General features: G+C 41.2%; 1 protein-coding gene. It reads right to left on the bottom strand.

Features of this window, described 5'->3' with window-relative positions; all coding sequences use genetic code 11:
• Positions 1-6: 6 nt before the first annotated feature.
• Positions 7-14763: an Ig-like domain-containing protein gene (locus DWZ33_RS09860; protein ID WP_182425636.1), complete on the bottom strand. Its 14757-nt coding sequence runs from the start codon at positions 14761-14763 to the stop codon at positions 7-9.
• Positions 14764-14803 lie beyond the last annotated feature (40 nt).

The raw sequence follows: 14803 nt of genomic DNA, 5'->3' as shown, positions 1-14803 counted from the left end.
CCTTTTTTAAATTAACTCCAATAAGATAGCTACATCGATTGCATTTACGACACCATCACCATTTAAATCACCTTCAATGGCAGGTCGTTTCATTTCTATTGTATAAACCGTCTGTTTATCATTTTGACTTAGAACAAGTTCAATTGGATTTCTTAAATCGATCGTATCTCCATTAGATAATTCTTTTTCATTTATAGTTACAATAATTGAATTAGACTTATCTTGGGATGCAGTATCATAATCCACCATCAATTTACGAAGTTTAGTTCCAGAAATACTGTTAGGTATAATTACAAATATTTTTTTGTTCTTATTATCAATCAGACTGCTAAGCGTTCCTTCGTCAGTATTCACAATTTCAAATCTTGAAATATATGGGCCATCTATAACACTAGATGTTATCACCTCATAAGTGATCACTTCACCATTCTTCATAAATGTCACATTCACAGGCTTACTGAGATCTAACGTTACAGGTCCGTTGATAAGCTTTCCATTGACCAAGATCATGTCTGCATCTGCTTCAATGTCTAAAGTCATTGATGTGAAATCTTCCGTATAATCAACAAGTACATCCAGGTAAATTTGTTTGCGGTCATGATCAATGCGGCCATGAATCATTCCTACCTTTGGTACATTGATAAGGTCAAACTTCTTGATATCGATGCTGATTCCGGCTTTCTCTATGATCTTCATCGTATAGACGCTTTCATCAGCTCCATTCTTCAAGATGAAGCTCTTTCCTGATGTACTCAGAGTTATAGTTGTTCCTGAAGGAATAGCTGCTCCTTCTTCATACAGTGTTGAACCGTCTGTTGCAGTGTAAACAATAGTAAATGGTTCAGCGAAATCAAATTTACCTGCTTCAGCTTCAAAAATGACAGTTCCATTCTCGTTATCCGGTGTCGCAATTAAGGTAATCGTTTCACTGCCTGATTCACCCTTGATTTCCTGACTGATCGTGATCTTGCCTGTGAACTGCGGCCCTTGATGAATGACTGCCTTGATTAAATAAGCATTTTTGATTCCGTTCATCTCCACAGTTATCAGCAATGGTTGAGTGCAATCAATTGTTCCTGTCGTATATTCACTGCCGCTGACCATTACTTTTGCGTTTTTATCACTTAAAGTGAATACTGGCGTAACGGCACTTAAATCTGTTCCCTTTGGCAGACTGACTGAAACTTCATTACCATTGATGATACCCAATACGCCATTCAGGCTTATGCCAGTTAATTCTGCTCCGCCCGTTTCCTTCGTTATGATCAAAGTATAGCGACTCTGTGCATGTTCTGCTTGACTTGCGATGATCACGGCTTTCTTCGTCAAGTCATAGATCGCTCCACTCTGTCCTTCTACACTTAACGTGATTCCTCCATTGCCGCTCATCGTCATCGCTGTCAGATCCGTGCTGCTTGGTACTTTCACTAAGATCAGATCGCCTTCAATGGACACGTTCTGTCCTAAGATTTCCTTGCCTTCTTTATCCATCAGTTTAAATACCGTCAGCTGCGTCTTCGGTAATTGAACGATCTGTGTGACCTGCAGTATATATGTTACGGTTTCTTTGCCATTGCTTAATTCAACTTTTCCCGTGTACTTCAGTTCTTTCGTATCACCAAAAGTCGTCACTGAAGTCAGCATAACTGTTCGATCCTCAGCATCGGTCATATAAGAGTCGGTAGTGAAGCTCAATGACAGACTTTCATTTAACTTGAAGCTTTCATCGACTGTGAAGCTGACAACCTCGCCTTCGATCGTTCCTTCGATCTGTTTGCCGCCTTGACTCAGACTCATCGTCTTCGCATAAGGTCCGCTTTCGACCTGAAGCACGACATCCTGTTTTTTGCCATTCTGACCGATCAAGGTGTAATGGATCGATCGTTCTGCTTTGACCGTACTGATACCGCTGCTCTGTAACTCCGCACCGATATACACATTGGATGTATTTTCTGTTGTATACGTCACATTCATCGCGGCGCCAGACTGATACAGCGCATAAGGGATCATGACACGATATGTCTTGTCATCGATCTTTTCTGCTTGATAGTCAGTTCCATTGATCGTTGCCTTCTCGATCACCATCACGGCATCTTCACTTGGTGCATCACTCAACAGTACACTTACCTGTTCATGAGTTACCGTACCGTCTTGGGCAGTTAACTCATACATCACCGAACCGCTGGTGAAATCGATCTGATTGCCGCTGACCTGTGTTTCATTTCCCAGCTTGACGATTGCTTCCGGCTGATTCAACTCATAGATCACTTCGATCGCTTTCCGGCTGACCGTATTCTCTACTCTGAATACATAATCCTGACTTTGCGCATAGATCGCTTCATCATAATCGTATACCTTTCCATTTCCGTCCTTGATCTGCAGCTTCGTGAATTTCGCCGGTTTTGCTTCCGGCTTCACGACACTGATGGTTATACTTCCTCGTACATCCATATCCTTCTGCGAATAGGCCGTGATCACGGCTTCACCTTCTGAAATACCGCTCACCATTCCATTTTCGCTCACTGCGGCTATATTCTTATTGCTCGTACTGTAATACAGTCCCGATTCTGCACCTTCCGGCTTGATTTCTGCTTTCAGCTGCAGTGTTTCACCAATTTCGACCACGTTCTTCCCGTTTTGACTGCTTAAGCTGATAGAAGTTGGATAAATGCTTGAATCCTGACTTTCCGTGATGTTTACCGTGATCACGACACTCTTGCTTGAATCATAAATGCTCGTGAACGTGAGGTGCACAGTCCCGGCTTTCTTGGCTGTCAGCGTCACTTGATCGCCTGCTTTTGATATCTCCACAGCACTTGGATCACTGTTGTGGACGTTGGCTGCCTGCTTCTCTGCTGGTTCAGCTGCGAATGTGAAGCCGATACTATCACCGCTGTTCATCGATATATTATTTGTGCTGTCCTTTGTATAGACCTCAGAATTACTGCCTACGACCCAGAAGTCACTCAATGCTGCATCTTCAACAGCTCTGAGTTTCACTTGCGCCGATGCCGGTTCATGTCCTTCAACCACTGCCGTTACTGTCACAGTATATTCAACACCGATTCCTGCACTCTCTGTTAATGTCAGCGTTGCTTGTGACTGATCTGCATTCTTGATCGTTATTTCGTTACTTTCCGTTTCCCATCGATAAGTGAGTGAAGTTCCTTCTTTTACCTGCGGTGTCAAGACTGCCTGTAAATCCACTGAATCACCCTTTTTCAGACTGAGATCCGTTTGATCCAACAGCACCTGATAGCAGATCTGTGGGATCACTTTGATAAAGACTTGTTTATAATAAGGATTCTTATCGCTCACCGGCCGAATCGTAATGATCACAAAGCCTGCTTCATGGCCGGTAACCATTCCGTTCTCATCCACACTAGCAATGGATTCGTCACTGCTTTGATAGATCAATGAAGTATCGGTAGCCAACGCATCTGCTTTCGCCTCTAAGAAGATCGTTGGTTCCACAGGTCCTAATTCTAATTCCGCAAAATCATCACTGAGAGCAGTCGTGATCTCACTGACAGGCGTTTCAAACTGAGTGCTTACGGTTACCTTACAAAATGCCAGATAGCCGTCGAGGTCTAATGTGATCATCGCGGTTCCTTCTGAATGCGTACTTATATTTCCTGACTCATCAACTGTTGCGATCGATTCATCACTGCTCGTCCATTGGATTGATCGAGGTCCTGAATAATCCATCGGTTCGATATCATATGTCAAAGCATGGGTACGATTCACTGAGAGACTCAAACTTGTTTCACTTAATTGTATGTATTCAAGTTTGGATGTATCTTTTTTGACAATCACCAGAAGGGTCACCGGTTCTCCTGCCGGCTTAGCACCGATATATGGCTGATAGCTGATAACAGCACTGCCGCTGTTCACTGCCTTTAGGATTCCCGTTTCAGTATCGATCGCTGCGATCTGTTCATCGTCACTGCTCCAGATACCGTAGACATTGACGGCATCCGTTGGCTCCGTTATAATTTCTGCCAATAAGCGCAGCTGTTCACCGAGCATCAATTCTATTGGAGATGTGATGGACACTCCATCTGTGCCTTTTATGTTCACACTCGTGATCGATGCTTCAGTTCCTTCTTCCTTTTTGATTTTTATCGTCGTTTCAGCATTCATCGCAGACTCATCACTGCCGATACTTGCCGTTACCTTCAGCGTGATTTCGCTGATAGGAGATTCCTCAGAAGATAAGCTGTCAATGACCCCTGCCATTGTCGGACTGATGTTAAATTCAGCATCGATGATGCCGGTCTCGGTTTCATCATGGTTTCCGGTTTCATCGATCGTATATCGAGGAGCCAATGTGAACTGTTCAAGGATCAGTGCCTGCTGTTCAGGATCTATTGATCCTAAGACTTCCACGTTCCAACGGATCAGTTCATCCTTGAGATCATAATTCAATGGCTCGCTGATCACCTTGAGACTGCCGCTGTCTCCCGGCAGCAGATTCAATGTCGTCTTGTTCATGGAGATCTTTTCAAGCGTCGGTGCCGGCTGGGCAGCGATCACTTCGATCTCGATCTGATTGCTGGCCACGTTGCTGCCATCCGTACTGAAGGCCTGCAGGAACACGGTTCCTTCACTTTTTGCTGTCAATTGGTTGTCATGGATGCTGACTGCCTCAGGATCTGAACCTGTGACGTTCCATCTCAGTTCGCGCTGTGATGCATCCGATGGTTCGATTTTGATCGGCAGTTCGATGGTTTCACCAACGCTGACCTGAAGCTTACTTCTTTGGATCAGTAAGCTTTCCACTTTCTTTTCAGTGATAGCCACGATGCATGAGGTACTGATCCCATTGGTCGTCGTCGCTGTCACTTCGACGAAACTATTTGGCTGTACGCCCGGCATCGGATAGAGAGTGATGCTCGGTTTTGTACTGTTGATCGGCTGGATGATACCCGGTTGACTCACGCTCCAGATCACTTGTTGATTCTGTACGGTACTTGGTGCGATCACTGCCTTTAGGCTTTCTCCCGGACTGCTCGTACTCATCTGAATCAATCGTTTATCTAAAGTGATTCCTGTTGGTGTATTGCCTGCCGTTCTGATTTCGATGCTTGCCTTAACGCCTGATCCATCATTAGCTGCTGCTTCGATAGTCACATTTCCCTGCGCTCGAATCACCTGAACTCGTGTGAATGTTCCGGTTCGATCGAGAACTCGCACGATGCTTTCATCTTTACTGGTCCATGTCAATGTTTCATTGCTTGCCATGTCCGTATCTTTATTGATCACTGCTTTGATAATCACGATTTCATTCAATTCGACCGCTTTATCAGGGCCTTGCAGTTCGATCGTCTGAACTAGGATCGGATCTTTTACGACCTTCACCTCACAGTTCGCTTTTTTACTCTCATCCGTATTCCCCTGCTGCTGAACGGTGATCGTTGCCGTTCCCGCCTTCAATGCTTTGATTTTGATACTTCTCGTCGTGCTCATGCCTATGATTTCTAATACTGAGCTGTCACTGCTGGTCCATTCAAAATCATTAGCACTGCTTCCTTCCGGTAAAAGCAAGCGCAGTTCTTTATCCTCACTGCCTGAAAGAAGGACCATCGATGCTTGAGATAGAGTCAAACTATCCAGAGCCGGTTCCTTTACCGTCAGTGTGATCTGTTTCATTATCTTTTCATCTTCTTTTGCTCTTGCCGTGATCGTCACCGCTCCTGCTTTTAGTGGCTTTACCGTTCCCGCCTTATCGATCTTCGCTATGCTCGGATCACTGCTCTCCCATGATACTTCCTGGGAGGAGGCCGGTGTCTTACCGTCGGATGCATAAATCTTCGCATTCAGTTCCAGACTTTCACCGCCCGCTATCAGGGTTCGTGTCTCATCATAGGTGATCTCGAGTCTACTGCCGGCCGTTCTTAAGATCATGACCGGGAATGAAGCTGTGATCGTACTGCCTTCTGCTTTTGCCTGTATCATCGCGCTCATGCCCGGCATCGCATCTTCGCTGGCTTTCAGATAGACTTCCTGATTCGTTGCTTCCTTGATCTCCTTGCCATCCTGATCCACGATCGTGATGCCGGCATAGCTGCTCGTCCATTCTACATTCTGATTGACGTAATCCTTTGGCTGCACGATGGCTTTTACCACACCGCTCGTTCCGCCTGCACTCAAGGTGATGGAGGATACATTGAAGCCGATACTTTCGATCTTCGCTTCTTCTACCGTTATCACATCTGAAGTGTAAGAAACCGAGGTATTCCCTTCACCCTCTACAGACACTCTGATTCTGAATGTTCCGGGCTTATTTGCTTTCAAAGTTCCTGAATTCATTTCAACGATATCACTGATCGTTTCGTCCTCAGCATTGATCGCTTCCCATTTGAAGTCGATCTGGTTTGCATCTGCCGGTTCAAATACAGCATTGCACTGAAGCTGTCCACCTACTCGAAGAGGCATATCATTCAATAGTTTAATTCCAGTAATCTTCGTTACATATTTTTTAACGTCACTGCAAATAATTGTAATTTGAGCACTTGCTTGATTATCGCCTTCTTTTTCACCGCTTACCTTTACAACAGCAGTTCCTGGCTTGTTATTGCCTTCATCACTTAAATTGAAACTTATCAATCCTTGATCACTGATTGATTCAATAATGCCATCTGGATCATTTATTTTCTCATAAGTGAGTTTTTTCTGAGTTGTATTAATTGGCAGATAATCAACTGTTAACTGCAATGTTTCGGTTTTATAAAAGCCTACAGTTTCTCCCTGCTTGATGATCAGTGAGGTTGGATAGATCGCTTTTACTGTGAAGGTATGGGTCGTACTCACTGTCCCATCAAGGCTTTCTGCTTTTACTGTCACAGTTCCTTCACTTAAGAATCTGATCTCGCCATTTTCCTTGATCGCTGCGATCGTTGGGTCATCGACGCTCCATTTCACTGCCTGATCACTGGCCGTCTTTGGCGTTGCTTCTGCGATCAGATTCAGTATCTGATTCACGCCTACCTCACTTGGCAGCTCCTCGCCTGCTTCCTTATTCTTGATCGTCAGGCTCTTCAACTCCGTTCTTCCGATCACTACTTCGATCGTATCGCTGAGTTCATTGCCATTCTTATCTTTCAGCTTACTCTTTGCACTGATGAGGACCTTCTCCCCATCCTTCACACTCTCATCGGCACTTAATACCGTTCCGTTCAAGGTGAATCCCGGATGGCTCTCGGCTTCCATTAATTCGTAGCTCACTCCTGCATAGGTTTCCATCGTTACGTCACTGCCGCGATTCTTCACCTCCGGCAGTACGACGGATCGTAATTGGACGCTCTCACCTCTTTCAAGAGTGATCACACTGCTTCCTTCGTCCGGCTGGATCTTCAATGAATCGAGCACGGCCTCACTGATCGTGATCGTATATGTTTCTGTGAAATTGCCGTCCGCAGAGCTTGCCTTGATCGTATACGCTCCAACTGAGCTGCCTTCGAATAGAACCGTTCCTTTTTCAGAAGTGATCGAACTTGTATTCTCTGTTGGTTCTTGGATCACTTCAAAGCTGACAGCTTTATCATCCGCATCTTCATTGACTGTATATGTCAGCTCCAATGGATGAGCTGCATCACTCTTCAATTCTTGATTGAAGCTGAGTTCATGAACAGCATTCTTCACATTCAGTTCGATAGCACCGATCACGCCGTTCTCGCTCTCTGCTCGAATGATCACCGTACCGCTGTCATGAGCCGTTACGGTCGCTTTTGTGAAATCGTTTTGATCCGCTTGTATCGAAGCGATCGTTTCATCACTGCTGCTCCAAGTCAAAGAGAGTGCATCAATTGGTTTGACAGAAGCCGAAAGATTCAATCGACTCTGATCTTCCTGACCTTCTTTTGGGATATAATGATTGATCAACGTTCTGCGGTCATTTTCCGAAGTGATCGTGATCTTCGTCGGCACGGTACCGACAGTCACGAGACAATTATCGGAATTACCGTCAACGGTAGTCGCAGTGATGAGAGCCGTCCCCGGGATCAGACCTGTGATCTGACCCTTGTCATCGACATAAGCGACAGTAGGCTTAGAAGAAGACCATTTCAATGTATTGTTGGCATTTTCAGGAAGCACGGTCGCAGTCAATGAAGCAGATTCATTAATCTTGACGGAAAGCTCATGCTTATCGAGAGAGACGGTAGTTGTTTCACCAAAGGTAGGCACACCCTCAACGACTGTCCAAGTACGATATGTATTAGGAGAAGACAGATTCTCTTTATTGACCCATTGATTCAGTTTATTCACCAAACTGTCTGATTCACTGGCCGGTGCACTTACTTGGCTTGGTGTTACTTCGATGAGTCCTGTTTCTAATGCTTGCATGCCATCTGTTAAATTACCGTCTGATACTCTAAACCATGTATTAAATTTATCATTTAGATATGAACTAGTATCGAAGTAACCATTAAATATTGTTTGCCCACCTATGTGCTTATCATAAGTTCCAATCACCTTACAAAGTCGATATATATGAATATCATCTATATTTGAATCAATTTCAATTTTAAGATAATTATTATTGAAGTCATGTAATGTATCCCGCCATATCGTACCAATTAAACAGCCAATTCGTGTTGTATACTGATATTCACCTTTTACATCAACTGAAAGCTTTACCAAATTATTTTCTATTATGAATGGACCGCCACCAGCTTCACCAATAACACCGCCAAAATGCTGCCCCGTCTCGCTGTGATTTTCTCGTGTACCAATCGCTATTGTGTAGTTATTAACATCCATATTTATTTCATTATTAATAACTGTCATTTCATGATCGTAAATCTGAGCAATTATACCGCCGTTATAAGTAGCATTTGTAACATTATTAATTGATAAATCAACACTGCATCCTTCCACATATACTTTGATTTTTTTCTTATTTATGTCAAACACATCAAAATTGACAACACCTATCATTCCAGAAACTACATTGTTATAATCGTGAATGTTATCAAAATCAACGTTAAAATTTTGCACACTGCCTGCCGTATGAACATTAACGATGCTTATATTATCTGAGACCGCAGAAGCAAGCAAACTTCCCGCTTTTCCTTCAATATTGATGTTATCTATCGTTAAATTAGAAATACTTCTGCTTCCTATACAACCAAACAAACCACCGATACCTTCATTCGTGTTATCCGTATAGATATTTTTGATACTGTGACCTAAACCATTGAAGTTACCCTTAAATTCATAACTGCTGGTTCCAATTGGTTCCCATACTGGCTTGCTTTTCTCATTACCTCCCATGTCGATATCATTATCCAGATACAACGTATATCCTTCAAAGCCATTATATTCTCCGGCATTCGTTTTTTCAGAGATCCATGCCAATTCATTTGGGTTTTGAATATGTATGGTTTTATTTGCTGTATTCATTAACACTGGTTCTGAAGCTGTACCATCCCATACTGTACTGCTGAGCGGTTCTTTCACTGTAATAGTTATGCTTCCCTTGATTGCCGAGTTGGCTTTTGATGAAGCTACTATTATTAATGCTCCTGCCGTACTGCCTGCATTCAATGTTCCTTTTGAACTGACCGTGGCATTGGAGCCGTCAGGTTTTGATGTGATTTGCCAATTTATTGCCGTTTCATCAGCTGTATCAGGATACACTGATGCAGTTAATTTTACTGTTTCATTTGTATATACTTCATTCTTTCCTGATAAGACGATACTTTCAATCGCATCATAGGCTGGTACGATGGTGATCGTACATGTGCTTTCAGGATAGCTGGCATCATTCGGTGTCATTGTGATTTTGATTGTTTTACCCACTGGTGCCGTTTTAGAGACAGAGATGAAACCGTTGCTGTCAACTGTCGCATAAGCAGGATTGCTGCTTGTCCATGCTACTGCCATGTCTGGTGCACCAAATGGTGTAATAACCTTATCAAGCTGAGCGGTTTCACCTGGACGCAGAACTAATGCCGAAGGAGTTACTGTTATATTTTCTATTTCAGTAACGCCTAAAGTCGGCAAACCATCTGTTCCTAACTTCCAATGTTTTAACTCCACTCCATTGTAAGTAGGATTAGAAATAACATATTCATTAAGTGATTTCACAATTGATATTGCATCATCTTTACTAAAAGATTTAACCATTGTGTCATCTGGACGACTTTCTGTTCTAACAGTACCAACTGCAATAGCTGTGGCTAGAGTTGAATTAATCTTAAATAATGAGTCTTGATAGAAATAGTTATTTTTAAAAGTTCCATCAAATGCCATTGATCCAAATAGTGATCCAACACTTCCACTATTCTTTTTAACATCCAAATCTGTTATTGAAACATTATTTTCAAATTTAAAACTTTGTGTATTTTGAGCAACTGTCGCTCCTGTCAGGCCTCCAACACCAATTAAATCTCCTGTATAATCAATGATTATTTTTGATCTATTAAGACAGTTGATCATGCCTACTTCAAAATTATCTCCACTTGTATTAAAACCAATTAAGCCACCAATACTATCTGCTTTACTATTTAATTTTAGAGTACATCCATCTACATAACAATTTATAATGCTCCCGCCAGCGTTGCAAATGGCTATCAGACCTGAATTAGTAGCTCCAATAAAGGTAGAATTTAAAACTGCACAATTACTTATAATCCCCCCTTTTCTTATATCGCCAGTAATGGCACATCCAGCTGACATATCAATTCCATTTTTATAAATAACAGAATCAATCCTGCCAACAGTATATCCAGACACAAAAGCATTGCAATGATCTAAAACAAGATTTTTTACCAAACTGCCTTCTTCTATACTGGGAAACAAACCAAACATTGTACTATCTAAATTACTTATACTATACGATTGACCGTCAAATATTCCATAAAAACCAATATCTATTGTGTTATTTTGCCAGCTGTCATAATAAAGGCTTGTCCAATTTTTATTATTAACATCGATTGAATTTAATAGAACAATTACATAATTTTCAAAACCATGATAGGCACTATCAGCTTTACCTTTACCCAATTCAGTAGCTATCCACGCTAATTCCGATGCTTTTGAAATATAAATATATTTACCTTTTATTTCCGGCTCCTCGATCGTTTCACCATCCCACTTACTTCCTTGTTGGATCGTGATCGTACATTCTGCATGTTTGCCGCCGATACTTGCCTCTATAATCAATATCCCGGCTTTCTTGGCAGTCAGTTTCCCGTCAGTTGTGATACTTGCATATTTCTCATAGCCTTTTTTGATTGACCAGATCACTTGATCCTTTACTGCGTTTGCCGGTTCTATTACGGCTTCTATCTGTACACTGTCACCCGTTGAGATCGTACCTGGATTTTTAATACTCAGCGCTGTGATCTCTGTTTCTTCCGGCATGACTGTTACCGTGATCATATCTGTGTATTGCTTCCCTGTCTCATCACCCGCTGTCATTGTGATCGTTCCCATTGAATAGGTAACTGCTGTTTCTTTAATTGTCAGCTTATTGCCTGATAATTCAAAAGAGTCTGTATCGGCATCCGCATTTAAACTCCATTTCACATCTAGTGTCTTGGTAGAATTATACGGCTTCATCACAGTTTCCAGTTCAACACTTTCATTCCTTCTTAAATACAAGTCCTCTTGTTTAATAGAGACCGTAATCGGTGTAGTATTCGTGAGTCTTGGTGCTGTATTACCATTACTTGTCCAAGCGAACCAGCCACTTTTTCCTTCAGCATTCGCATTTAATGTATCAGCTAAGCCGCCTTCCGCCTGCACTAATGTTTCGGCGTTTACCGATGTTGTTTTATTGGTTGCTGTATTTGAACTATCACCTACGCCAAATGCTTTAATGCCCGACGTTATTAAGCTGCTGCTATTATAATGATCGGCATTTTTATTCCAGTAAACATTGTTTATTAAATCAAAATTTAATCCTTCTACATTAATATATCCAGCAATTGCACCTGGCAGATACCCTTCACCTATTGAGTATTGGTTTTTAATTGTTCCATTCGCATAGATATTATTTAATGTAATTGTATCTATTGCTGTGTTTGTGCGTAAGATCGAACCAATAAGGCCTCCTGTATATACAGGTAATGACCGCTCATTTGTTTTTATTGCCTGTACATCGATATTTGCATAAGAATTGCTGATAATAGTATTGCTAGATGTCTCTCCAATCAAACCGCCTATCGACATCTTTTCAGTCTCTGCAACAGGTACAATGCTATTCACTGCCTGTCCGCTGGCAGAACTATTCGTTATAGAACCGCCATCAATATAGCCAATCAAACCACCTGCAATCTTGCCATAAACATTCACATTTTCTACATGACAATTTCTTACTTCACTTCCATAAATCAAACTTACTAAACCACCCGCATACATTTTTGAATAGATTGTTCCGTTGGATACAATAATATTCTCTAAAAGCGATTCTGATCGCACATAGCCAGCCAAACCGCCCATTTTTTGCTCAGAATTAATATTTTCAGTTGAGCCGCCTATAAAATGTTCAACCTTTAAATTTTTAATCGTTCCGCTTACGATCCAACCAAAAAGTGAATTGAACTCCTGATTTTTATCTGAAGCAGCATAAATATTTGATATTGTAAATCCCTGACCATCAAAGATACCACTAAAATAACTAGATCCGCCGCTGCCGATGGCAGTCCATTCTGCAGGTGTTGCATTCTTACCACCTAAATCAATGCTGTTATCTAAGACAACTGTTTTCCCTGCAAATGTATTACCATTATTACATTGTTCTGCGATCCATCTTAGCTCTACCCCGCTTGTAATATGATATGTATTGCCTTCTACCTTTGGCTGTAAGCTTGTTACCCCATCCCATGTACTTGATTGTATCAATAAATTTATTTCATCAAGCATCATGTCATCAGCCCACAAAGATATAGTTACTTTACCCTGAGCTTTTGGTGTTAATAATCCACTTTTACTGTTGATTTTAGCTATTTCATTTTCTTCAACATATAACTGCTCTCCATTTAATTCTTTACCCTTTATCTTCCATATTAAATTGGATGAATCTGCATTGCTTGGATACACATTGGCTGTTAATTTCTTCGTATTTCCTAATTCTAATATGCCAGGATTATTGATAGAAGCCGATATAGGATAACCATTATCCAAAACCTTCAAAGTATATGTCATTGTATTGATGCCATATCCTATATGAAGCAGATAATCACCAGCTTCAGCATCATTAGTCTTTATTAAACCCGTATTGCTGACAGAAATTTTACCTGCATCTATATCAGCTTGATGAGAATTATCAAATTCCCATGTGAAAGATAAATTTCTGAAAGCAGAAAATGGAAACGCTGCTGCATGCAGTTGAATTTCATCAGTCAAACTAACACTAATAATATTTGCAGATCCTTGATTTGATGGATAAACCTGAATGGATTGAACCTCTGGTTCTTTAAAAATGGGATATTTTGATGTAGGTGATGCTTCCCAATTCAAATAAGTATATGCATTTCCATTATCATCTGTAGGTAAAATGGAAGCATCAAGATTACCTGCATTTAATAAAGCAGCGAAACTTTCACCTTGCATTTGGTTATCTTGTTTAGAAGTAAATCCTGAAAATGAACTTACGTTCACCAGGTTCCCTATGTCAGCCATTTCACTGTCTATTACATTCCATTTTGAAGCGTCTTTTAACCAATAAACATTATCTACAGAGATTTCATATGCCACTTGCCCTATAACAGCACCTGAAGCTCCGCCCTTCTGATTGATAATTGTTGATGTTGTATAATTACTATACAAATTTACATTCTTTATCCGTGAGCCAATCTCACCGATAAGTCCACCGCATGCGATATTTTTTAATTCTGAAATCACGGATATCATTACTTCAACCTTGCTATCAGAATAATTGTTACATATATAATGATATACACTCTCATTAATATTCTGATCCTCAGTTCCAACATATCCAATTAGACCACCGCCAGCTAAGCTGACAGGATTCATGTAATCAATCTTAATATAATTATCTTTCGAGACTGAGTTAATAAGTCCTGATGATGAATGATTCCCAAACTCTGAACTGGTGACTGGCTGTATCAAGCCCAAGATGCCGCCAACAGTTCGGCCTTTAATAACGGAGTTTTTTACAAAAGAATCAATTACCCAGCTGCCATTACTCAGCCGTCCTGCTAAACCGCCTACTCTTTCTCCGGATAAATCAGCATTTTCAATTACAATATTTGAAACAATGGTGTGTATCAATTGAGCTGACAGCGTACCGCCATAATTACTTGTATTATTATTTGCAGCAATTACTGCATCTATAAATATTATATTTTTCAAATCCGCATTCTTCGTTACACCAAAAAAACCACTGAAAATTTCATCAGCTTGTTTTACATATAAGTTTTTTATCGTTCTTCCCTGACCGTCAAAGGTCCCGGCAAACGCATGCTCCAAATCTATACCAATTGGTGTCCATGCGATATTATCTAAATCGATGTCCCTTTCCAGTACGATTTTCTTATCCGCAAAGCTATACCCTTGATTTACCTGCTGCGCGATCCATGCCAGTTCTTCTCCTGTATAGATGTGATATGTATCTCCATCATTTCTTGGTTCAATTCCGCTTACTGTGCCAGTCCACCGTTCATCTTTTATCTGACTCGCTGCTTCTGTCGCTTTTACTTCTATTTCACTTTCAGGCACATAAGCACTGATGCCGACAGCCATACTCAGCGCGATCATCACCTTCAGTATTTTTCTTATTTCTTTCATCATTTTTGATCCCCTCGCTTTTCCTCTTCGCTTCTTGCTTTCT

Source organism: Dielma fastidiosa (assembly GCF_003475485.1).
GTDB classification, from domain to species: Bacteria; Bacillota_I; Bacilli_A; order Erysipelotrichales; family Erysipelotrichaceae; genus Dielma; species Dielma fastidiosa.
This window is presented reverse-complemented; position numbering and strand designations above follow the sequence as displayed.

Bases quoted from the DNA above. Each gene is read 5' to 3' on its own strand.
- DWZ33_RS09860 (WP_182425636.1), bottom strand. From the start codon at position 14,763: ATGATGAAAGAAATAAGAAAAATACTGAAGGTGATGATCGCGCTGAGT.